This is a genomic window from Microbacterium oryzae (assembly GCF_009735645.1).
Lineage (GTDB): Bacteria > Actinomycetota > Actinomycetes > Actinomycetales > Microbacteriaceae > Microbacterium > Microbacterium oryzae.
Genome location: NZ_CP032550.1, coordinates 1,545,737 through 1,567,735, shown reverse-complemented (window position 1 = coordinate 1,567,735; position 21,999 = coordinate 1,545,737). Strand labels below are relative to the sequence as shown.

At 70.8% G+C, this 21,999-nt stretch carries 20 protein-coding genes; 10 read left to right on the top strand and 10 right to left on the bottom strand.

The genetic code is table 11. From position 1 onward, the window contains the following. Positions 1 to 8 precede the first annotated feature (8 nt). From glmM to D7D94_RS07290, 3 genes are all read left to right on the top strand, one after another. Complete coding sequence (gene glmM / locus D7D94_RS07300; protein WP_156241988.1) at positions 9 to 1,364, top strand: phosphoglucosamine mutase; 1,356 nt, start codon at positions 9 to 11, stop codon at positions 1,362 to 1,364. 74 nt (positions 1,365 to 1,438) lie between these two features. Beyond that, a complete protein-coding gene (locus D7D94_RS07295; RefSeq protein ID WP_156241987.1) occupies positions 1,439 to 2,485 on the top strand; it encodes a hypothetical protein in 1,047 nt (348 codons plus the stop codon). Between the two features lie 341 nt (positions 2,486 to 2,826). After that, entirely contained in the window at positions 2,827 to 3,915 is a 1,089-nt protein-coding gene (locus D7D94_RS07290; protein WP_156241986.1) for an acyltransferase family protein, read from the top strand. 68 nt (positions 3,916 to 3,983) lie between these two features. Here the strand turns inward: D7D94_RS07290 and D7D94_RS07285 are convergent, their stop codons facing one another. After that, positions 3,984 to 5,276 (bottom strand): FAD-dependent oxidoreductase, encoded by a 1,293-nt coding sequence (locus D7D94_RS07285; protein WP_156241985.1) that lies wholly within the window; start codon positions 5,274 to 5,276, stop codon positions 3,984 to 3,986. Positions 5,277 to 5,359: 83 nt separating this feature from the next. On the opposite strand from D7D94_RS07285, the gene D7D94_RS07280 reads away from it, so the two are divergent. From D7D94_RS07280 to nhaA, 3 genes are all read left to right on the top strand, one after another. After that, complete coding sequence (locus D7D94_RS07280) at positions 5,360 to 5,683, top strand: ArsR/SmtB family transcription factor (RefSeq protein WP_246171721.1); 324 nt, start codon at positions 5,360 to 5,362, stop codon at positions 5,681 to 5,683. A 55-nt stretch (positions 5,684 to 5,738) separates the two neighbouring features. After that, positions 5,739 to 6,215, top strand: coding sequence for a hypothetical protein (locus D7D94_RS14350; RefSeq protein WP_156241983.1), 477 nt, complete (start codon positions 5,739 to 5,741; stop codon positions 6,213 to 6,215). 153 nt (positions 6,216 to 6,368) lie between these two features. Next, the gene (gene nhaA, locus D7D94_RS07270; RefSeq protein ID WP_156241982.1) at positions 6,369 to 7,637 is read left to right on the top strand and encodes a Na+/H+ antiporter NhaA; all 1,269 of its coding nucleotides are present in this window, start codon (positions 6,369 to 6,371) and stop codon (positions 7,635 to 7,637) included. 168 nt (positions 7,638 to 7,805) lie between these two features. On the opposite strand, the gene D7D94_RS07265 is transcribed toward nhaA, so the two are convergent. The 3 genes from D7D94_RS07265 to D7D94_RS07255 form a co-directional block, all read right to left on the bottom strand. After that, positions 7,806 to 8,144 (bottom strand): DUF202 domain-containing protein, encoded by a 339-nt coding sequence (locus tag D7D94_RS07265; protein ID WP_156241981.1) that lies wholly within the window; start codon positions 8,142 to 8,144, stop codon positions 7,806 to 7,808. Continuing rightward, positions 8,141 to 8,494, bottom strand: coding sequence for a YidH family protein (locus D7D94_RS07260; RefSeq protein ID WP_156241980.1), 354 nt, complete (start codon positions 8,492 to 8,494; stop codon positions 8,141 to 8,143). The genes D7D94_RS07265 and D7D94_RS07260 overlap by 4 nt, the downstream gene beginning before the upstream one ends. A gap of 64 nt (positions 8,495 to 8,558) precedes the next feature. Continuing rightward, positions 8,559 to 9,488: a Ppx/GppA phosphatase family protein gene (locus D7D94_RS07255; protein ID WP_156241979.1), complete on the bottom strand. Its 930-nt coding sequence runs from the start codon at positions 9,486 to 9,488 to the stop codon at positions 8,559 to 8,561. A gap of 552 nt (positions 9,489 to 10,040) precedes the next feature. Between D7D94_RS07255 and coaA the strand changes: the two genes are divergently transcribed. Next, positions 10,041 to 10,985 carry a type I pantothenate kinase gene (gene coaA, locus D7D94_RS07250; protein WP_156241978.1) on the top strand — a complete coding sequence of 315 codons (945 nt, stop codon included), beginning with the start codon at positions 10,041 to 10,043 and terminating at the stop codon, positions 10,983 to 10,985. A gap of 62 nt (positions 10,986 to 11,047) precedes the next feature. Here coaA and D7D94_RS07245 read toward each other — a convergent pair whose 3' ends face one another. From D7D94_RS07245 to D7D94_RS07220, 6 genes are all read right to left on the bottom strand, one after another. After that, on the bottom strand, positions 11,048 to 11,719 hold the full coding sequence (locus D7D94_RS07245; RefSeq protein ID WP_156241977.1) for a FadR/GntR family transcriptional regulator: 672 nt from the start codon (positions 11,717 to 11,719) through the stop codon (positions 11,048 to 11,050). 251 nt (positions 11,720 to 11,970) lie between these two features. Next, the gene (locus D7D94_RS07240; RefSeq protein ID WP_156241976.1) at positions 11,971 to 13,101 is read right to left on the bottom strand and encodes an L-talarate/galactarate dehydratase; all 1,131 of its coding nucleotides are present in this window, start codon (positions 13,099 to 13,101) and stop codon (positions 11,971 to 11,973) included. 776 nt (positions 13,102 to 13,877) lie between these two features. Further along, positions 13,878 to 15,200 carry an enolase C-terminal domain-like protein gene (locus tag D7D94_RS07235; RefSeq protein WP_156241975.1) on the bottom strand — a complete coding sequence of 441 codons (1,323 nt, stop codon included), beginning with the start codon at positions 15,198 to 15,200 and terminating at the stop codon, positions 13,878 to 13,880. Continuing rightward, positions 15,197 to 16,789, bottom strand: a complete 1,593-nt coding sequence (locus D7D94_RS07230) for an aldehyde dehydrogenase (NADP(+)) (RefSeq protein WP_156241974.1) — start codon at positions 16,787 to 16,789, stop codon at positions 15,197 to 15,199. The genes D7D94_RS07235 and D7D94_RS07230 overlap by 4 nt, the downstream gene beginning before the upstream one ends. A gap of 20 nt (positions 16,790 to 16,809) precedes the next feature. Continuing rightward, on the bottom strand, positions 16,810 to 17,745 hold the full coding sequence (gene kdgD / locus D7D94_RS07225; RefSeq protein ID WP_156241973.1) for a 5-dehydro-4-deoxyglucarate dehydratase: 936 nt from the start codon (positions 17,743 to 17,745) through the stop codon (positions 16,810 to 16,812). 91 nt (positions 17,746 to 17,836) lie between these two features. Beyond that, positions 17,837 to 18,751: a LysR family transcriptional regulator gene (locus D7D94_RS07220; RefSeq protein ID WP_156241972.1), complete on the bottom strand. Its 915-nt coding sequence runs from the start codon at positions 18,749 to 18,751 to the stop codon at positions 17,837 to 17,839. Positions 18,752 to 18,883: 132 nt separating this feature from the next. Here D7D94_RS07220 and D7D94_RS07215 point away from each other — a divergent pair, with 132 nt between their 5' ends. The 3 genes from D7D94_RS07215 to D7D94_RS07205 all read left to right on the top strand — a co-directional run bounded on the left by D7D94_RS07215 (position 18,884) and on the right by D7D94_RS07205 (position 21,990). Then, the gene (locus tag D7D94_RS07215; RefSeq protein WP_156241971.1) at positions 18,884 to 19,873 is read left to right on the top strand and encodes a tripartite tricarboxylate transporter substrate binding protein; all 990 of its coding nucleotides are present in this window, start codon (positions 18,884 to 18,886) and stop codon (positions 19,871 to 19,873) included. 75 nt (positions 19,874 to 19,948) lie between these two features. Further along, positions 19,949 to 20,461 carry a tripartite tricarboxylate transporter TctB family protein gene (locus tag D7D94_RS07210; RefSeq protein ID WP_156241970.1) on the top strand — a complete coding sequence of 171 codons (513 nt, stop codon included), beginning with the start codon at positions 19,949 to 19,951 and terminating at the stop codon, positions 20,459 to 20,461. Between the two features lie 14 nt (positions 20,462 to 20,475). Further along, on the top strand, positions 20,476 to 21,990 hold the full coding sequence (locus D7D94_RS07205) for a tripartite tricarboxylate transporter permease (protein ID WP_156241969.1): 1,515 nt from the start codon (positions 20,476 to 20,478) through the stop codon (positions 21,988 to 21,990). The last annotated feature ends 9 nt before the right edge of the window (positions 21,991 to 21,999 follow it).

Here is a 21,999-nt window from a genome sequence, read left to right as displayed (position 1 = left end):
CCCTCTCCATGCCGCTTTTCGGCACGGACGGCGTACGAGGGCTTGCCAATGGCGCCCTCACCGCCGATCTGGCTCTCTCCCTGGCCCAGGCGACCGCGGTCGTCCTGGGCCAGGGGCGTTCCGCCGAGGCGCGCCGCGCCGCCGGCAAGCGCGCTACCGCGGTCATCGCCCGCGACCCGCGCATCTCTGGAGACTTCCTCGGAGCAGCGGTGGCCGCGGGCCTTGCCGCGTCCGGAGTCGACGTGCTCGACGCCGGGGTCATTCCGACGCCCGCCCTCGCGTTCCTCATCGCGGACCGCGAGGCCGACTTCGGTGTCATGGTCTCTGCGTCGCACAACCCGGCGCCCGACAACGGCATCAAGATCTTCGCCAGCGGCGGCGTCAAGCTGCCCGACGAGGTCGAGCAGCGGATCGAAGAGCACCTGACCGGCGAGAAGCTGCTGCCCACGGGCGGCGACGTCGGACGCATCCAGCGGTTCTCGGATGCCGAGGACCGCTACGTGCTGCACCTGCTCGGCTCGCTGCCGTCGCGCCTCGACGGCATTCACGTCGTGCTCGACTGTGCGCATGGTGCCGCCTCGGGCGTCTCGCCCGAGGTGTTCCGCGACGCCGGAGCCCAGGTGACGGTCATCGGCGCCGAGCCTGACGGCATCAACATCAACGACGGGGTCGGCTCGACGCACCTCGACCTGCTGGCTCGCGCGGTGCTCGAGCATGGCGCCGACGTGGGCATCGCGCACGACGGGGACGCGGACCGCTGCCTCGCGGTCACGGCCGACGGAACCGTCGTCGATGGCGACCAGATCATGGCCATCCTCGCTGTCTCGATGAAGGAGCGGGGACTGCTCGCGAACGACACGCTCGTCGCGACGGTCATGAGCAACCTCGGCCTTCACGTGGCCATGCGTGAGCACGGCATCTCGGTGAAGACCACCGCGGTCGGCGACCGCTACGTGCTCGAGGAGATGAACGCGGGCGGCTATTCGCTGGGCGGCGAGCAGTCCGGTCACGTCATCATGAGCGCGCACGCCACCACGGGCGACGGTGTTCTGACCGGTCTGCATCTCGTGGCGGAGATGGCGAGGCAGGGCAAGACCCTCGCCGAGCTCGCCTCGATCATGAAGGTGTACCCGCAGGTGCTCGTCAATGTTCGCGGCGTCGACAAGGCGCGCGTTCACGACGCTGGCGTGCAGGAGATCGTCGGAGGAATCGAAGCTGAGCTGGGCGACAGCGGCCGCGTGCTGCTGCGCGCCTCGGGCACCGAGCCCCTCGTGCGCGTGATGGTCGAAGCCGCCGACGGCGAGACGGCTCAGCGCCATGCCGACGCGATCGCGGACGTCGTGCGGGAGCGCCTCGCCCTCTAGGTCCGACTCTCGGACATGCCGCCGCCCTCCGCGATATGTGGAGCGCGGCGGCATTTCACTATCCTGAAGTCACCATGCCTGCTTCCGATACGCGCACGCCACCCGTCCGCAAGACGTGGATCGCCGTATCGCCAGAGACAGCGATGTTCCGCGACCGCCCGCCCCTCCCGTGGCTGCGTATCGGGCTCGTGGCCGCGCTCGCGCTGGTGGTGGCGGTGCTCGTCGTCGCCGCGCTCGTCGTCGGTTCGGGGCGTTCCGGCGCCAGCGAGATCAGCCGACACACGCAGTACGACAGCGCGAGGGCTGAGACTGTTGGCACGGTGGAGGAGTTCTCGAAGGCACGGGACGAGACCGAGGCGCTGATCTCTTCGCGCATCGAGACCGGTAAGCAGCTGTCTGCTGCTCTCGGAGCCTCAGAGGGGTACCTCGAGGAGCAGGCCCGCACCGATGCGCTCGCGGCCGTCGACGGCTACGTGAAGGGGCTGAGCGCGGTCGACCTGCCGGAGCCGCTTGAGGCGCTTCCTGTGGAGTCAGACGTCGAGGATCCGGAGGAGTTCGCCACCGCGCTCGGAGCGCTTGAGCGAGTGAAGGGCGACGCTGCGACCGGGGCCGAGGCGCTTTCCGCGGCCGCTGGGAAGTTGGACTCGCTCGAGGCCTCCCTGCGCGCGGCGCTCGTCGGCTTCCGCGAATCGCTGCCGCCCCGCGCGGAGGTGCTCGCAGGGGAGAACCCGGATGCGGTGGAGGAGTTCCGGACGGCGGTGAACGAGGCCGCGGCCGGTATCGCCGCTGATGAAGACCTGTCGGCGCTGCCGGGATCGCTCGAGAAGTTCCGTGCTGCCGTCGATGCGCTTCGAGGGGACCAGCAGCGGGCCGCGGAGGCGATCGAAGCCGAGCGTCTGGAGGCTCAGCGCATTGAGGCGGAGCGCCTCGAAGCCCTCGAGCGCGAACGTCAGCAGCAGGTGGTTCCGCCGCCCGTGCCGCAACCCCTCCCGGAGCCAGAGGTCATTCCGGAGCCTGAGGCCACGCCTGATCCTGTGCCGCTGCCGGACGAGGAATCTGACGTGGCGCCGGAGCCCGAGACTACCGCGCCCGCCGAACCGGAGAACACGCCGGCGCCGTAGACGCATCGCGGGGCATTGCGCACTGACGCCCACGAGCGCGATAGGAAGCGCCGGAAGCCGATTGCGGACGCAGTTCACGCATCCGCTAGGTCAGAAGGATCCCCACGCTGGAGGACCGCCGCGATCGTCATGGCTCGTCTCCGGTCGATGGCTAGTACTGGCGCATCGCGTGCGCGCCGACCCCGTGCCCGACGGCCGCTCCGCGTGCGTGAAGGCCGTGTGTTTCGGGAACGCGCCGCCGCCATCCGCCGGCTTGTCGCTGGGCGAGCGGGGGATGACGGAAGGGTAAGAAGCGCTCGCGCGGCGGAGGATGCCGGTCTGCCCGCTTTTATGCTCTGCCCATGAGCAGTGGCCGCCGACTTGTAGCACTCGACGGCGTCCGAGGGGTCGCCGTTCTTCTTGTGGTCCTCGGCCACATCTCGGGAACGTGGGCGCCCTACGCGGGCAACGTCGGCGTGACGCTGTTCTTGGTGCTGTCGGGGTACCTCATCACGTCTCTGCTGCTGCGGGAGCGCGACCGCTACGGAAGCATCAGCTTCACCGGGTTCTACATGCGCCGCGTTCTGCGACTGATGCCGGCGCTGCTTCTCGTGCTGGCGGTGACGCCCATCCTGCTGTGGATCGCGACCGATGCGCGCCTGGAGACCTACGGGTACCCGGCCGTCGTCTCCGGCCTCTACCTCGCCGACTTCTTCCAGGCCTCCGGGGTCAACCTCGGCTTCTTCACCCATATGTGGTCGCTGGCGGTCGAGGAGCAGTTCTACCTCATCTGGCCGCTGCTGCTCGTGGGCCTGCTGGGCGCTGTCGGATGGGGCGTGAGTGGAAGCCGGAGGCGGCTCGTCGCGATCGTCGCATCGCTTGCCTTCGTCGGACTCGCCTGGCGCGTTGTCGCGACGCTCATCCTTGACGCCGACCGGGTCTACTACGCCCCGGACACGAACGCGTTCATCATCCTGCTCGGATGTCTGCTGGCCGTGATGAAGAAGGAGACGATCACACGCGTGCCGCGGTGGCTCGCGGTCGCAGCGCTTGCGGTGATCGCCGTCGCGTCGGTGCTGCTGCCGGAGGGCTCGCCGATCGTGCGGAACTGGACCGTTCTCGGCGCCGCCCTACTGGCCGTGGTCGTCGTCGCCGGGTCCGCGTCGGGCGGGCGCCTGCTCAGCGCCAAGCCGCTCGTGTGGTTCGGCACCATCTCCTATGGCCTCTACCTCTGGCATGCCGTGCTGCTGTGGATCGCGTGGTGGGGGCCCGAAGCCGCCGGCCTGCCGCGACTCGGCCTCGCGGCGATCTCCATCGTCATCGCGTGGGCGTCGTTCCGCTTCTACGAGCTGCCGATCCAGCAGCGCTTCAAGGCGCGGTGGGAGCGGCCGCGCGTGGTCGGGACCGGCGAGACCGCGGTGCTCGCGCCATCCGGAGCCGGGGCGGTCTGAGGGGCGTTGCAGAGAGCGGGTCGCGGCGTTTCGTCTCGCTTCGCTCGCTCAACGTCCGGAGTGGTTGCTCAACGTCCGGAGGGGGCAGCTCCGATCGAGAGGAGCGGGGAACAGCAAGCCGCGCTCGCGGCACCGAAGTCACCCGCACCGCCGCACACACCCGTCTCCGGCAGCGCCAGATCGTTGCGCGCCGCGGCCTCGTGGTCGCCCACGAGAAGCGCGACCACGCTGCGCACCTGCTCGTACCCGGTCAGCGCGAGGAAGGTCGGCGCCCGCCCGTAGCTCTTCGCCCCGACGATGAAGAACCCCGGCTCCGGCTGCGCGAGCTGCCGCGCACCGGTGGCCGCCACCGTTCCACACGAGTGGATGTTCGGGTCGATCTCCTCCGCGATGCCCGCGACCGCCTCGAGTGCGGGGTCGAGGGCGACGCGCAGCCCCGACAGGATGCTCGCGTCGGGGCGGAACCCCGTCAGCGCGAACACGTGCGCGAACCCGTCGACGACGCGACCGTCTTCGGAGACGAGGCCCAGGCCATCCGCTGCCCGTCGGATCTCGCTCACGCGGAACCCCGTCACGACCTCGACCTCGCCGCGTTCGATCGCCCGTCGTGCGCGCACGCCGAGGGCCGCGCGCTCGGGCAGCCCGTCGCTCGCGCCGCCGCCGAGCGCGGAGGTCGCCGACCCGCGACGCAGCAGCCACGTCACACGCGTCTCGGGGGAGGTGCGGGCGAGTTCGGCCAGGCGCAGGATGGCGTGGGTCGCCGAGTGCCCGGCGCCCACGACGACGACGTGGCGGCCGGCGAACTCTGACACGTCGGCGGGGATGCGGTAGGAGACGAAGTCACGGGCGGCGCGCTCGCCGAGGGCGGGGAGTCCGTCGGCGCCGGCGGGGTTCGGCTGCGACCAGGTGCCCGACGCGTCGATGACCGCGCGGGCGGCGATGCGACCCTCGGTGCCGTCGGCCGCGAGGGTGTGCACGGTGAAGGGGGCCCCGCGGCGGCCGCCGTCGACGACCTTGTCGCGCCCGGCGCGGCTGATGCCGGTCACGTTGACGCCCGTGCGGACGCGGTCGCCGAGCGCGTCGGCGAGGGGGAGGAGGTAGCGCTCCACCCACTCCGCGCCGGTCGGGTAGCCCCGGGCGGGCGCCTGCCATCCGGCCGCCTCGAGAAGGCGACGGGATGCCGCGTCGACCAGCTCCGGCCATCCGGAGAAGAGGCGGACGTGACCCCACTCGGCCACGGCGGCTCCGGCGGAGTCGCCCCGCTCCAGGACGATGACGCGTTGCTGGCGCTCGACGAGGTGCGCGGCGGCGGTGAGGCCCTGTGGGCCGGCGCCGATGACGACGACGGGCAGATCCGGCATGGTGACTCCTCACATCGAAGAACTTCAATGCGATTACTCTGGGGGACGTATCGAAGAATGTCAATGTGTGCGAAACTCGAGGCGTGAGCGATTCGAGCTGCTGCGTTCCCGTGATCACGTCAGCGATCACCGACGGCGACGCGGAGCGGGTGGCGCGCGTGTTCAAGGCCCTCGGCGACCCGACGCGCGTGAAGCTGCTGTCGTTGATCTCGGCCGGCGAGGGCGGGGAGGCGTGCATCTGCGACCTCACCGCGCCGGTCGGCCTGTCGCAGGGGACCGTCTCGCATCACATGAAGCTGCTCGCCGAGGCCGGGCTCGTGCGCCGCGAGCAGCGAGGCAAGTGGGCCTACTTCGCGGTGGTCGGGGAGACGCTGGAGTCCGCTGCGGCGGCACTGCGCGGGGTGTGAGGCGCGCGGGTCGCCGGTGATGCGCGGCGAGTCGCGGCACCACTAGGCTTCGAGCATGCCGGGGCATATCTCGCGGTGGAGTGCGCTTGCAGGCGCCTGCGCCGTTCTCATCAGCGGTGGCGTCGCGCACGCCGCCGATCCGATCGGCGACGAAGCCGACGTGACGATTCAGGTGACGATCGACGAGGCGCAGTGCCGCGGGCCGGTGCTGCACGTTCCGGCCGATGTCGCCGATCTCGTGCGCGACCGCTCGAACGGAAAGGCCCGTCCCTTCGAGGATGGGCTGCCCGGCGTCGTGGTGTCGGGGGCGTGCGATGGGCCGGGGAAGCCGGATAAGCCCGGGAAGCCGGGGAAGCCGGATAAGCCTGGAAAGCCGGACAAGCCTGGGAAGCCGGACAAGCCCGGGAAACCGGACAAGCCTGGGAAGCCGGATAAGCCGGGGAAGCCGGACAAGCCGGGGAAGTCCGCGCTCACGGTGGACTATTCGGAGAGTGACGGCTCCTCGCTGGTGACGCTTTCGCTGTTCTCGTAAAAGCGACGTGCTGGGGCACCCGTCGTTGAGTGCAGCTTGGGGGCGTTTCGTCTCGCTTCGCTCGCTCAACGCCCGGGGTTGACCTGTAGGCTCGAACGCGGAGTGCCGGGAAGTCTGGTCGGCGACGCATTTGTCGACGACTAAGGGATTCTCATGGCAACCACCGCCCGCCGCTCACTCTGGGCCCGCTTCGCACACCGCTTCTCGCAGGACGTCACCGGCGGAGTGCTCATGATCGCCGCGGCCATCCTCGGCCTCGCATGGGCGAACTCGCCCTGGCGCGAAAGCTACGCCGCGCTGTCGGCGTTCACGCTCGGACCCGAGAGCATCCACCTCGACCTGTCGCTGTCGACGTGGGCGGCCGACGGCCTCCTCGCCGTGTTCTTCTTCGTCGTGGGCGTCGAGCTGAAGCACGAGATCGTCGCGGGCAACCTCCGCAACCCGCGGCAGGCGGCCGTGCCCGTGCTCGCGGCCGTCGGCGGCATGATGCTTCCGGCCCTCATCTACGTCGGCGTCGTGCTCGCGCTCGGCGCTCCCGAGATGCTGCACGGATGGGCCATCCCCACCGCGACGGATATCGCGTTCGCGCTGGCCATCCTCGGGATCTTCGGGCGCGGTCTGCCGGTCGAGCTGCGGATCTTCCTCCTCACCCTCGCCGTCGTGGACGACCTGCTCGCCATCGTCGTCATCGCCGTGTTCTACACCGCGACCATCCACCTCGTCAGCCTGATCGGCGCGATCGCCGTCATCGCGCTGTTCGCCCTCGCCGCGCGCGCTCGCCGCATGCGGTGGTGGCTGATGATCCCGCTCGCGCTCGTCGCCTGGGCGCTCATGCACGAATCGGGCGTGCACGCGACGATCGCCGGCGTGCTGCTGGGCTTCTGCATCCCCGCGCGCCCGCTGCGCGATGAGGTCGAGCCGCGCACGCACCAGCTCGAGCACGCGGTGAAGCCGCTGTCGGCGGGCATCGCGCTGCCGATCTTCGCGTTCTTCGCCGCCGGCGTGACCATCGTCGGCAGCGACGCCGGCGCGGTTCTCACCGAGCCGGTGGTCATCGCGGTCGTCGCCGCCCTCGTGATCGGAAAGCTCGTCGGCGTGCTCGGCGTCACCGCGCTCGTCACCAAGGTGACTCCGCTGCGCCTGCCGGACCGCATCGGCATCCGCGACCTCCTGCCGGTGGGCTTCCTCACCGCGATCGGGTTCACCGTCTCCCTCCTCATCGCCGAGCTGTCGTTCGGGTCGGACGAGGAGGCGACGTCGGGCGCGAAGATCGCGATCCTCATCGCGAGCCTGCTCGCGGCCATCCTCGCCGCCGTCACCCTGCGACTGGATGCCCGCAAGGCCCGGAGCAGCGACATGAACGAGGACGGCGTGGTGGATGGCGAGAGCCCGCTGATCGGGGACCGTCCGGTCGAGGACTGAGGGGCTGGGCGCGGCGTTTCGTCTCGCTTCGCTCGCTCAACGTCCGGGTTTGGAGAACGGGTCGGGGCGTTTCGTCTCGCTTCGCTCGCTCAACGTCCGCGTTTGGAGGGCAGGTTGGGGCGTTTCGTCTCCGCTTCGCTCGCTCAACGTCCGAGGTGGCGCGACGGATCAGCCGCGCAGCGCACTCAGCACGAGATAGGCCGCACACGCGGCACCCAGCACCAGCGCCGCAGCGGTCGCGAGCGCCATCGGCCACGCGCCGTGCTCGAGCGCGCCCGTGCGATTGAGCGACCGGTTGGCGCGCTGGTACCCGACGGCGGCCGCGAAGTACGCGGCGACCGCGAGCCCGACGCCGATGAGCCCGACGAGCACGGCGAAGATGCCCGCGACCTCGGCCGTGAAGCGCATCGCGACGAGACTGCCGAGGCCGAACGAGAGGCAGGTGCGCCGCCAGGCGAGAAGCGTCCGCTCGGGCTGCAGGCCCGGGTCGAAGACGGTCTCGCTCACACGAACATCCCGACGGTGACGAGTGCGACCGCCACGATCACGCCGACCACGAGCACCCCGCCTACGCCGAGACCCGGCAGGGGCTTGTTGTCGCGCAGCGCCTTCTCCGTCTGCGACCAGCCGATCCAGGCCTGGATGGCCGCGAGCGTGCCGAGGACGAGGAAGACGCCCGCCGCAGCGAGTCGCCAGGCTGTCGCCTCGGGGAGGGCGAGCGCTTCGAGCGCGAACGCCCCGGCGTACATCGCGAGCGCGGTGCGGAGCCAGGCGAGGAACGTGCGTTCGTTCGCGAGGCTGAAGCGCGGGTCGGGCTCGTCACCGTGACGGTAGACGCGCTGGGGGAAGCGATTCATGCGGTGGCCTCCAGGGCGGGCGGCGATGTTCCGTCTCGCTTCGCTCGGTCGATGTCGGCTGGGTTCACCAGCCCAGGTCTTCGATGTACCGGATGAGGACCCCCTCGCGAAGCGCCCACGGCGACACCTCGAGCTCCTCGACGTCGAGTGCGGACATCGCCTCGTGCAGGACGACCGCACCGGCCGTGATCTGGAACGTGCGGTCCGCCGTGATGCCGGGCAGCTCCTGCCGAGCCGAGGCGGGGATCTTCGCGAGGCGCGGGATCCACGACTTGAGCGCATCCCGCCGCAGCAGCAGGCGCTCGGTCCCCGACCATCCGCTTATCGACTGACCGGCGAGACGCGCGAGCGACCGGATCGTCTTGGACGAGCCGACGACGTGATCCGGGCGAGGCTGTGCGGCGAAGCGCTCGGCGAGGGGCGCGAGGGCCGTCGCCGCGTGCCCGCGGAGGCGCTCGACCTGCCGCTCGCCGGGCGGGTCATCGGGCAGGAAGCCGATCGTCATGCGCCCGGCGCCGAGCGGCACGGACTCCGCGAGCTCGGGAAGCTCCTCGCTGCCGGTCGCGAGCTCGAGCGACCCGCCGCCGATGTCGAACAGCAGGATCTGTCCCGCGGACCATCCGAACCAGCGCCGGACCGCGAGGAACGTGAAGCGCGCCTCCTGCTCGCCGCCGAGCACCTGCAGCGGCTGCCCGAGCGCGGCTTCGATCTGCAGGATGACATCGATGCCGTTCGCGGCCTCGCGCACGGCGGAGGTCGCGGTCGCGAGCAGCTCGTCGACGCCCTCCTTCTCGGCGACATCCCGCGCTCGCTTGACGGCCTCGAGGATGGCCGTCACGCCCTCGTCGTTGATGCGCCCGTCGTCCTCGAGGTACCGCATGAGACGCAGCACGGACTTCTCGCTCGTCTGCGCGAGCGGGCGACCGCCCGGATGCGCGTTCGCGACGAGCAGGTGGACGGTGTTCGATCCGATATCGAGGACTCCCAGGCGCACGCCGCAAGGCTAGCGCGGCGCAGGGATCGGGAGTGCGGGGGTTGCGCTGGGGCGGTGGTCGTTCTATTGCGCGGATGGCCGGGGCTGGGGGCCGGCGGGGCGGGCCGGGTCGGGGCGGGTCGGGTCGGGGTGGGTACGTGCTGGGTCGGGTACGTGCTGGGTCGCCCGTGCCGGATTTCGGACCGGTGGGGCGGGTGGCAACTGCTGTGGCCGACACGCGCACACCAGCCCCGGCCATCCGAAATTCGTGACGGGCGGGCGATCGACGGCGCTCGGCGGACGTGCCGGATTTCGGACCGGTGGGGCGGGTGGCAACTGCTGTGGCCGACACGCGCACACCAGCCCCGGCCATCCGAAATTCGTGACGGGCGGGCGATCGACGGCCCTCGGTGGACGTGTCGGATTTCAGAGCGGTGGCACGGGTGGTGACTGCTGTGACCGACACGCGCACATCAGCCCCGGCCATCCGAAATTCGGCACCGCGGCCCGCGCGAACGCCGGGCACGGCCGAGCGGCCAGAGGGCCCCGGAGCCGCGCCGGTACGATGGGGCGGTGAGTTCGCCTGCCATCCCCGCCTCCCTCTCGCTGTATCGCGAGATCCCTCGCGCCGAGTGGGCGCGGATGGCCGCGGGCATGGATCAGCCGCTCACCGAGACCGAGGTCGTGCAGCTGCGCGGGCTCGGGGATCGTCTCGACATCGCCGAGGTGCGGGATGTGCACCTTCCGCTGAGTCGCGCGCTGAGCATCTGGGCGAGCGGCGTGCGGCGGATCGGCGCGGAGGTGTCGACGTTCCTGCAGGAGGAGGACCAGACGACACCGTTCGTGATCGGCGTCGCGGGATCCGTCGCGGTGGGCAAGTCGACGATCGCCCGTTTGCTGCGCGAGCTCGTGAGCCGCTGGCCGGACACCCCGCGGGTCGAGCTCGTGACGACGGACGGGTTCCTGTACCCGAACGCCGAGCTCGAGCGGCGCGGGATCATGGACCGCAAGGGCTTTCCCGAGTCGTACGACCGCCGCGCGCTGGTCGACTTCGTCACGCGCGTGAAGAGCGGGGCCGACGAGGTGCGCGCACCGTTCTACTCGCACATGAAGTACGACATCATGCCCGATGCGCAGGTGGTGGTGCGGCGTCCGGACGTGCTCATCATCGAGGGGCTGAACGTGCTGCAGCCGCCGCCCACGCCGAACGACGTGGCGGTGAGCGACCTGTTCGACTTCTCGATCTACGTCGACGCCGACGCCGCGCACATCGAGGAGTGGTTCGTGAATCGCTTCCTCGCGCTGCGGGCGGGCGCGTTCTCGAACCCGTCGTCGTACTTCAACGTATTCCAGCACCTCAGCGACGCGGAGGCGATCAGCACCGCGCGCGGGATCTGGAACGACATCAACCTCCCGAATCTCATCGACAACGTCGCGCCCACGCGGCACCGCGCGACCCTCGTGCTGAACAAGGGCCGCGATCACGCGGTGGAGAGCGTGCTGCTGCGGAAGCTGTAGCGCTCGGGGCGCTCTTCTCCGGTTCGCCAGTGCGGGCGAGCGGGTGGGTCAGCGGGGATCGGTCAACGGGCGCGACGCGCGGCGGACGCCATGAGGTGCGCGCGCATCGCAGCAGCCGCGGCGAGCGGGTCGGCGAGGCGGATGGCCGTGGCCACGGCACGATGCTCCGCGAGGACCGCGGCCGCATCCGCGGGATCGCGTTCGGCGTCGGAGATCCGCGCGGTCGGCAGCACGATCGCACGCGCCCCGATCCGGTCGAGGGCGGTCAGCAGGTAGCGATTGCCCGACGCGGCGGCGACCGCACGGTGGAACGCGAAGTCCGCCTCGACCGTCTCCACCGGGAGCGTCGCCCCGGCCAGCGCGTCGAGCGCCGCGTCGATCGTCGCGAGATCGGGGGCGGATGGCGCGCGCGCCGCGAGCGCGGCGGCTTCCGTCTCGACGGCGATGCGGAAGGCGTGCAGCTCGGCGCGCTCGGATTCTCCGCGCGCGGCGAGCCAGTCATCGCCGGTCGTCGGCGCGGGCGGAGTGAGCGCGTAGCTGCCCGAGCCGACGCGCGTGCGCACGAGGCCGAGCGACTGCAGACGCTGGAGCGCCTCGCGCACGACGGTCCGGCTCGCGCCGAACTCCTCGACGAGGCGCCCCTCGCTCGGCAGGCGCTCGCCGGGGGCGATCGTGCCCTCGACGATGCGGTCTGCGAGAACCCGGGCGATGTCCTCCGCGCGTGATCGGCTCATCCGCTCATCGTTTCATTCGTTGTCGATGCATCCGGACGTTGAGCGAGGGACGCAGCGACCAAGACGAGACGGGGCCGTCGTCGAGAGCCGGTCACCGCGTTTCGTCTCGTTTCGCTCGCTCGACGTCCGGACTGGCGCCGGCCATCCGTCAGCGGCCGAGACGAAACGGGGCGAGCCCTTGTCGAGAATCGGTCACCGCGTTTCGTCCCGCTTCGCTCGCTCGACGTCCGAGGCCGGCGCCCGGCCATCCGTCAGCGGCCGATGGTCACCGACTCGGTCGTCCAGGCACGCGCCTGGTCGCTGAAGGTGATGCCGAGGCCGGGACGATCCGGCACGATCATGCGGCCGTCGCGCGTCTCGAGGCGCTCCTCGAAGAGCGGGTCGAGCCAGTCGAAGTGCTCCACCCACGGCTCGCGGGGGTAGCAGGCGGCGAGGTGGAGGTGGATCTCCATCGCGAAGTGCGGCGCGAGGTCGAGGCCGGCCTGGTCGGCGAGCGTCATGAGGCGCATGAACTGCGTGATGCCGCCCACGCGCGGGGCGTCGGGCTGGATGATGTCGCACGAGCGCGCCGCGATGAGCCGCTCGTGCTCGGCGACCGAGGCGAGCATCTCGCCCGTGGCGATGGGGGTGTCGAGGGCGCGGGCGAGGTCGGCGTGACCCTCGGCGTCGTAGGCGTCGAGGGGCTCCTCGATCCAGATGAGGTCGAGCTCCTCGAAGCGGCGGCCCATGCGCAGGGCGGTGGCGCGGTCCCACTGCTGGTTCGCGTCGACCATGAGCGGGAAGGCGTCGCCGATGTGCTCGCGGACCGCGCGCACGCGGCGGAGGTCCTCGGCGCTGTCGGGCAGGCCGACCTTGATCTTGATGCCGCCGATGCCCTCCTCGATCGACTGCGATGCGCGGGCGAGCACCTCATCGAGCGAGGCGTTGAGGAAGCCGCCGGACGTGTTGTACGTGCGGACCGAGTCGCGATGCGCACCGAGCAGCTTCGACAGGGGGAGACCCGCACGCTTGGCCTTCAGGTCGTAGAGCGCGATGTCGATGGCGGCGAGGGCCTGGGTGGCGACGCCCGAACGTCCGACCGAGGCGCCGGCCCAGAGCAGCTTCGTGTAGAGCTTCTGGATGTCGTTCGGATCCTCGCCGATAGCCGCGTCCGCGACCTCCTTGGCGTGCGCGTACTGGGCGGCGCCGCCGGCGCGCTTGGAGTAGCTGAAGCCGTGACCCGAGAAGCCCTGCTCGGTCTGGATCTCGGCGATGAGGAACGCGACCTCGGTCATCGGCTTCTGGCGGCCGGTGAAGACCTTGGCGTCGGAGATCGGCACGGAAAGCGGCAGACGCAGCGTCGACAGCGTGATCGAGCGGATGGCGTCGGGGGTGTAGGTCATGGTCTCCTCCTCGAGAGCGTTGAACACAACCTACCAGACAGGTTTGTGATCTGTCTCGTAACCTGTAGTGGTTCGCCAGTGCGGGCGGGACGCTTTCGACGGGTGAAGCGTGTCGCCCGCACTGGCGAATGCTTCCGGGTCCGTCGCACCGGGGGAGTTCGCGCTTTCCGCGAGTTCGGCACCACCCAGTGCAGCGCCCCTCGGGTTCGGTGGTGCCGAACTTGCTCTATGGAGTCGCATTTGACGAGTTGCGCACCATCGAAGCCGGCGCCATCCGACTCGGTGGTGCCGAACTTGCTCTATGGAGTCGCTTTCCGCGAGTTCCGCACCATCGAAGCCGGCGCCATCCGACTCGGTGGTGCCGAGCTTGCTCTATGGAGTCGCTTTCCGAGAGTTACGCACTACCGAAGCCGGCGCCATCCGACTCGGTGGTGCCGAACTTGCTCTATGGCCCCGCATTTGACGAGTTGCGCACCACCGAAGAGTGCGCCCTCGGCTTCGGTGGTGCCGAACTCGAGCTATGGCCCCGCTTTCCGCGAGTTCCGCACTGCCGAAGCCGGCGGCATCCGACTTGGTGGTGCGGAACTTGCTCTATCGCCCCGCATTTGACGAGTTCCGCACCATCGAAGGCCGCGCCCACGCGCTCGGTGGTGCCGACCTCGCTCTTCGGGCCTGGAAGCGCGCCGGAAGCCGCCCACGCAAAGAGGAAGCCCGCCGCGCGTCCGAGGACACGCGGCGGGCTCCGCCGCGGGCGACGAGCACCCGCGAATACCCGTTCAGCGAACGAGGCAGGGCCGCTTCGGGTCGAACGCCCACTCGGGCACGAGGTACTGCATCGCGAGGGCGTCGTCGCGCGCTCCCAGGCCGTGCTCGAGGTACAGCGCGTTGGCCGCCGCGAGCCGGTCGCGGTCGATCGTCACGCCGAGGCCGCCGCTGGTCGGCACCTGCACCTCGCCGCCGCGGATGACCGGGGGAGCGGTGGTGAGCTCCTGGCCGTCCTGCCAGATCCAGTGCGTGTCGAGCGCGGTGATCTCGCCCGGCGCTGCGGCGCCCACGTGTGTGAACATCGCCAGCGAGATGTCGAAGTGGTTGTTCGAGTGCGAACCCCACGTCAGGTCGAAGTCCGCGCACAGCTCCGCGACGCGCACGGAGCCCGCCATCGTCCAGAAGTGCGGGTCGGCGAGCGGGATGTCCACGGCGTTCTCGCGCACGGCGTGCGCCATCTCGCGCCAGTCGGTCGCGATCATGTTCGTCGCCGTGCGGAGTCCGGTGCGACGACGGAACTCCGCCATCACCTCGCGGCCGGAGAACCGGCCCTCCGCCCCGCACGGGTCCTCCGCGTACGCCACGACGCCGCGCAGACCCTCGGCGAGGCGCACCGCCTCCTCCAGCAGCCATCCGCCGTTGGGGTCGAGGGTGATGCGCGCCTCCGGGAACCGCTTCGCGAGGGCCGTGACGACCTCCACCTCGCTGTCGCCGTCGAGCACGCCGCCCTTGAGCTTGAAATCCTTGAACCCGTAGCGCTCCTGCGCGGCCTCGGCGAGACGCACGACGCCGGCGGCATCCATGGCCTCCTCGCGGCGCACCCGCTCCCACGGGTCCGCCCCCTGAGGCTCGCGCAGGTACGGCAGGTCGGTGCGGTCGGGGTCGCCGACGAAGAAGAGGTACCCGAGCATGGGCACCGCCTCGCGCTGCTGACCCGAGCCGAGGAGCTCGGCCACCGGCACGCCGAGCTCCTGACCGTGCAGGTCGAGCAGCGCCGACTCGAGCGCGGTGACCGCGTGCACGGTCGTGCGCAGGTCGAACGTCTGCAGTCCGCGGCCACCGGCGTCGCGGTCGGCGAAGCGCCGGGCCACGTCGCGCAGCAGCGAGCGGAACCGCGCGACCGGCTGGCCGACGAGCATCGCGCCCGCCTCCTCGATCGTCGAGCGGATGGCCTCGCCGCCGGGGACCTCGCCGAGCCCCTCGCGCCCGTCGGAGTCCGTCACGATGGCGATGTTGCGCGTGAAGAACGGCGCATGCGCGCCCGACAGGTTGAGGAGCATCGAGTCGTGCCCGGCGACGGGCACGACCTCGACGCGGGCGACGGTGGCGCTCATCGCTTCTCGCTCAGCTGGATGTCACCGTCGATGCGACGGTTGAGGTGCCACGGGTTCGCATCGCGCAGGGCCGGCGGCAGCAGCGCGTCGGGGATGTTCTGGTACGCGACCGGGCGGAGGAACCGCTCGATCGCGAGCGTCCCGACGCTCGTGGTGCGCGAGTCCGACGTGGCCGGGAACGGCCCGCCGTGCACCATCGCGTGCCCGACCTCGACGCCCGTCGGCCACCCGTTCGCGAGGATGCGCCCGACGCGGTGCTCGAGCACCGGCAGCAGCTGCGCGGCGATCTCGTGGTCGGTCTCGGTGAGGTGGATGGTCGCGGTGAGCTGGCCTTCCATCCGCGCGGCGGCCGCGGCGAGGTCGGCCGCGCCGTCGTAGCGGACGACGAGCGACGCGGCGCCGAAGATCTCCTCCTGCAGCTCGTCCTCGGAGAGGAAGGTCGACGCGTCGACCCCGTGGATCACGGGCGCCGGCGCGTTCTCGCCCGGTCCGTCGGAGCCGGCGGCGATGAGCTCGACACCCGCCACCTTGGCTCGCGAGTCGACGCCCTCACGCCAGGCCCTGGCCATCCCGGGGGTCAGCATGACCTGGCCCGCCGCGGTGCCGAGGATGCGGCCGCTCTCGGCGAGGAAGCGGTCGCCCGCCTCGCCGCGCGGCACGAACACGATGCCCGGCTGCGTGCAGAGCTGGCCGCTCGAGGCCGACAGACTCGTGACGTAGTCGGCGGCGAGCTTCTCGACGTCGCCCTCGAGCGATCCCGGCAGGATGAAGACGGGGTTCACCGAGCTCATCTCCGCGTAGACGGGGATCGGCACGGGGCGGCTCTGCGCGGTGGCGAGGATCGACAGACCGCCCGAGCGCGAGCCCGTGAAGCCGACGGCTTGGATGACCGGGTCGGCGACGAGCGCCTGGCCGACGGACGATCCGGGCCCGTAGACGAGCGAGAAGACGCCCGGGTGCAGGCCGTGCTCGGCGACGGCCGCGGCGATCGCGGTGCCGACCAGCTCGCTCGTGGCGGGGTGCGCGTTGTGCGCCTTGAAGACGACCGGGCAGCCGGCCGCGAGGGCGGCCGCGGTGTCGCCGCCGGCGGTCGAGAACGCGAACGGGAAGTTCGACGCGCCGAACACGGCGACCGGGCCGAGCGCGACCTTCCGCTGCCGGATGTCGACCCGGGGGAGCGGCGTGCGGTCGGGGATGGCCGGATCGATGCGGACGCCGCGGAAGTCGCCCTGACGGACGACCTTCGCGAACAGGCGCAGCTGGTTCGACGTGCGCGTGCGCTCGCCGGTGAGGCGGATGGCCGTGAGCCCGGTCTCGAGGGAGGTGCGCTCGATGAGCTCGTCGCCGAGGGCGTCGATGCGGTCGGCGACGCTCTCGAGGAACGCGGCGTGCTTCTCGGGCTCGAGGCTCGAGAACGACGGGAACGCCTCGGCGGCGGCCGCGGTGGCGGTGGCGACCTGGTCAACGTCGAGCAGCGAGTAGCCGGGCTCGAGGCGCTCGCCGGTCTCGGCGTTGATGCCGTACGTCGTGCCCGACGTGCCGACGACGCGCTCGCCGGCGATGAAGGAGTGGCCGGTCAGTTCGGTCATAGGAAGGGAGTCCTTTCGAATCAGACGGCGGCGGGCTGGCGGACGCCGGCTCGCTCGATGAGCGCCGAGAGGTCGGCGAAGTCCTGCTCGGTGAGGTCCTGCAGCGGCGGGCGGACGGGTCCGGCGTCGCGGCCGACGGCGCGGAGGCCCGCCTTGACGATGGAGACGCCGTAGCCGCGCACGCGATCGCGGATGTCGAGGTAGGGCAGCACGAAGTTCGTCAGCTTCTCGGTGACGGCGGTGCGGTCGAGGGCGCGCACGTCGCTGTAGAACTCGAGCGCGAACTCGGGCAGGAAGTTGAAGATCGCCGACGAGTAGGTGCTGAGGCCCATCTGCAGGAGCGGCAGCGCGAACGTCTCGGCCGTGGGGAGGCCGCCGAGGTAGAAGAGGCGGTCGCCGTTGCGGCTGTAGACCTTGGCGAGGTGCTCGATGTCGCCGATGGCGTCTTTGAAGCCGATGAAGTTCTCGTGCTTCTCCGCGAGGCGCGCGACGGTCTCGGCCGAGTAGATGCCGTTGCCGCGGTTGTAGACGATGATCGCGAGGTTCGTCGCCGACGCGATGGCGTCGACGTGGGCCTCGAGACCGCGCTGGTCGCACTCGGTGAGGTACGGCGGCAGCACGAGGAGGCCCTCGGCGCCGGCCTCCTCGGCCGCGCGGGCGTTCTCGACGGCCTGCCAGGTCGCGCCGCCGGCGGAGGCGAGCACGGGGACCTCGGGGCGCGACGACTCGACGGCGGCGCGCACGACCGCGGCCGACTCCGCGGGGCTGAGGCTGAAGCCCTCGCCCGTGCCGCCCGCGGCGAACAGGCCCGCGACGCCGAAGCTCGACTGCCACTCCACGTGCTCGCGGTACGCGCGCTCGTCGAACTGCAGGTCCGCGGTGAAGGCGGTGACGGGGAAGGAGAGGAGGCCATCCTTGAGATGGGCCGTCAGCTCGGCGGGGGTGAAGTGTGCCACGAGTGTGCTCCTGAAGGCAGTGCCGGCGACACCGGCGTCGGTCGGATCACTGCCACGCTAAGCGCGCCGAACCATACCTGTCCAAGCCAAACTATGGATGGTTCGATGCCCCGAGTGCATCGTCGGGCAGCTCCCTCAGCAGCTCCACGACGCGCTGCAGAGCGGGGTTGCCGCTCGCGCGATTCCAGATCGCGTGCAGCTGCACGGCGTCGCGCCCGACATCGCCGAGCCCGACGTACGAGACGCCGTGGATGCCGAGGAGCCGCGCGGACGCGGGCACGAAAGCGATGCCGCGGCCCGCTCCGACCAGCGCCACCATCGTGGCGATCTGGCTCACGACGTGCTCGACCCGGCCGTGGTCGACGGGCAACATCCGCACGGCGAGGTCGTAGAAGTACCGCGCACGCGTGGGGGAGTGCATGACGAGCGGCTCCTGCTGCAGCTGGGCCGCGGTCGGCGGCTTCTCGGCATGGGCGAGCGGATGGCCGAAGGGGACCGCGAGGACGAGATCCTCCGCGAGGAGGAGACGGGAGCCGAACTCCTTGACGTCGAAGGGCGGGCGGGCGAGGCCGAGGTCGAGCGATCCGTTCTCGATCGCCGTCATCTGCTGCCCCGTCACCAGCTCCTCGAGCTCAATCCGCACGCGCGGCAGAGCATCGGAGATGAGATTGAGCAGGGGGCCGAGCACGCTGTAGCCCGAGGCCGCGGTGAAGCCGATCCGCACGATGCCACTGCGCCCCGCCGCCACCTCGCGCGCGGTCGACGGCGCGCGCTCGACGGCCGCCATGATCTCGCGGCTCTCCCGGAGGAACGCGTGGCCCGCCTCGGTGAGGGCGACCCGGCGGTTGTCGCGGTCGAGCAGCGAGACCCCCAGCAGCGCCTCGAGACGCTGGATCTGGCGGCTGAGCGGCGGCTGCGTCATCCGCAGTCGCTCGGCCGCGCGACCGAAGTGCAGCTCCTCCGCGACCGCGATGAAGCAGCGCACCTGATCGAGCGTGAAGTCCATGCCGTGAGGGTATCGCGCCATGCGAAGACGGGCTTGGACGGGCATCGACGATCTCCATAATCTGGTGAACTGCCCCACACAGCAGTGGGCACCCGAGAAGCGGGCAGCGATGCCCGACCGAAAGGACCCGACATGAACGCCTACCGTCTCGCCGGACTCGGCATCCTCGCCGCCAGCGCCCTCGCTCTCACCGCGTGCGGCGGCAACATCTCCTCCGGCGGAGGCTCGGAGGAGGAGTTCCCCACCGGCCCCATCACCCTCACCGTCGGCCAGGCCGCCGGCGGCTCGACCGACCTCATCGCCCGCGCCGTCGCCGAGGGCATGTCCGACGAGCTCGGCGTCGCCGTGCCCGTCGTCAACAAGCCCGGCGCAAACGGCGCGCTCGCGACCGAGGAGGTCGCCGGCACCAAGCCCGACGGCTACAACCTCGTGCTGCTGAACGCCTCGCTCATCACCATCACGCCGCTCGCCGTCAGCGAGAACGAGGCCGTGAGCCTCGACGAGCTCACCGTGCTGAAGGGCCTGTCGCAGGACGACTACGTGCTCGTCGCGAGCAAGGACTCGGGCTTCACGAGCCTGGAAGACCTCAAGGGCGCCGAGAACCTGTCCTATGGCACGACCGGCGTGGGCACGGGATCGCAGCTGGCCCAGGCCATCCTGTTCGCCGAGGCCGGCATCGAGGGCACCGCGGTGCCCTTCGACTCGGGCTCGCCCGCCCTCACCGCCGTGATGGGCAACCAGGTGCAGGTCGCGACCATCCAGCTCGGCGAGGCGAAGCCGCAGATCGACGCCGGCACCGTCGTGCCGCTTCTGACCTTCTCCGACGAGCGCAACGAGTACCTCTCCGACGTGCCGACCGCGACCGAGGAGGGCTACGACATCCCCGTCGCCCAGTACCGCGCCGTCGCCGGCCCGAAGGACCTGCCGGAGAACGTGCAGGAGGCGCTCGTGTCGGGCATCGACGCCGCGCTCGAGTCCGACGCGTACCAGCAGCTCAACGAGACCAACCTCCTCACGCCGCACGAGATCTCCGGCGACGAGGTCGTCTCCGAGTGGACCGAGCTCGCCGACACCTACCGCACCCTCGTCGAAGAGAACGACATCTCGCTCACCGAGGGCTGAGCGCGAGCGCGGCCGGGCCATCCCCGGCCGCGCTCCCTCCCATCCGCACGACCCACTCGAAGAAGAGGACGCCGCATGGCCGGTATTTTCCGCCTCCCCGTGCCGCCGCCGGAGGACACCACCCCGCTTCCGATCGACGACACCCCGCCCGCGGCGGGGCCGATCGCGAACCTCGCGGCATCCCTCGTCACCGCCGCGGTCGGCGTGCTCGGCGCCATCCTCGCGGTCGGTCTCGGCGTCGGCTCGCTCGCGCAGCCGGGCCCGGGCCTCTGGCCGCTCGGCGTGAGCATCGTCATCGCCGCGCTCTCGCTCATCCAGATCGTCGTCGGCCGCCACGGCGGCGACGGCGAGAAGTTCGGGCGGGCGTCGTGGATGGCCGCGGCCGGCTTCGCGAGCCTCATCGTGTTCGTCGCGCTGCTGCCGATCATCGGCTTCGAGATCCCGACGCTGCTGATGGCGTTCCTGTGGATGCGCGTGCTCGGCCACGAGAAGTGGGTCTCGACCATCGTCGGGTCCGTGCTCATCACGGTCGCCTTCTATCTCGTGTTCGTCGTCGCGCTGCAGACGTCGATCCCTCACCTCATCTGACGCGCGGAGACATCATGGACTTCCAGCCCGTGCTCGACGGCTTCGGGACCGTCTTCGAGCCCCTCAACCTCCTCTACTGCCTCATCGGCGTCGTCGTCGGCATGCTCGTCGGCGTGCTGCCGGGCCTCGGCCCCGCGGCGACCATCGCCATCCTGCTGCCGCTCACCTACGGGATCGAGCCGGTCACGGCGATCATCATGCTCGCGGGCATCTTCTACGGCGCACAGTACGGCGGCACGATCACCTCGGTGCTGCTGCGACTGCCCGGCGAGGCGAGCTCGGTCGTCACCGTCTTCGACGGGTACGCGCTCGCCAAACGCGGAAAGGCGGGCACCGCGCTCGGCATCGCCGCCATCGGCTCGTTCGTCGGCGGCACCGTCTCGATCATCGCGCTGACGATCTTCGCGCCCATCCTCGCCGGCTGGGCCCTGAGCTTCGGGCCCGCCGAGTACGCGGCGCTCGCGCTCCTCGGCATCCTCCTCGTCGCCACGATCTCCAGCGGCTCGAAGCTCAAGGCGATCATCGCCGCGGCCATCGGCCTGCTGCTCGCCACCGTCGGCCGCGACCCGTTCACGGGCGCCGAGCGCTTCACGTTCGAGAGCCTGCAGCTCGCCGACGGCATCGACTTCGTGCCGATCGCGATGGGCCTGTTCGGCCTCGGCGAGATCCTCTACAGCCTCGAGGAGCGCCACCGCGCCGAGGCCATGGCTCCCGCGCACGTCGCGAACGTCTGGCCGAGCCGCTCCGAGCTGCGCCAGTCGTCCGGCGCGATCGCCCGCGGATCGGTGCTCGGCTTCCTCCTCGGCCTGCTCCCCGGCGGCGGTGCGACGATCGCCTCGATGGCGGGCTACGCCGTCGAGAAGAAGCGCGCGAAGGACCCCTCCCGCTTCGGCCACGGCGCCGTCGAGGGCATCGCGGGCCCCGAGACCGCCAACAACGCGGCCGCGACGAGCTCGTTCATCCCGCTGCTCACCCTCGGCATCCCGGCCAACGCGACCATGGCGCTCATGTTCGGCGCGCTGCTCATCCAGGGCGTGACGCCCGGCCCGCAGCTCGTCGACCAGCACCCCGAGCTCTTCTGGGGCGTCGTGAACTCGATGTACATCGGCAACGTGCTGCTGCTCATCATGTCGCTGCCGCTCGTGGGGCTGTTCGTCCGCGTCCTCCGGGTGCGCGCGGCCATCCTCGCCCCGATCACGGCGCTCATCACGCTCGTCGGCGCGTACACGATCAACAACTCGGTCTTCGACGTGGGGCTCGTCGTCGCGTTCGGTGCGATCGGCTACCTCATGAAGAAGTTCGGGTTCGAGCCCGGGCCGCTCGTGCTGGCGTTCGTGCTGGGCTCGCTCCTCGAGTCGAGCATCCGCCGCTCACTGCTGCTGTTCGGCGGCGACCCGACCGGGTTCATCACGCGCCCGATCTCCGGCGTGCTCATCCTCGTCGCCGTGATCGTGATCGTGCTGCCGCTCATCCAGTCCGCGCTCCGCCGTGGCCGGAAGCAGGACCCGGTGATCACGGTGCGCCGCTGACCCCCCTTT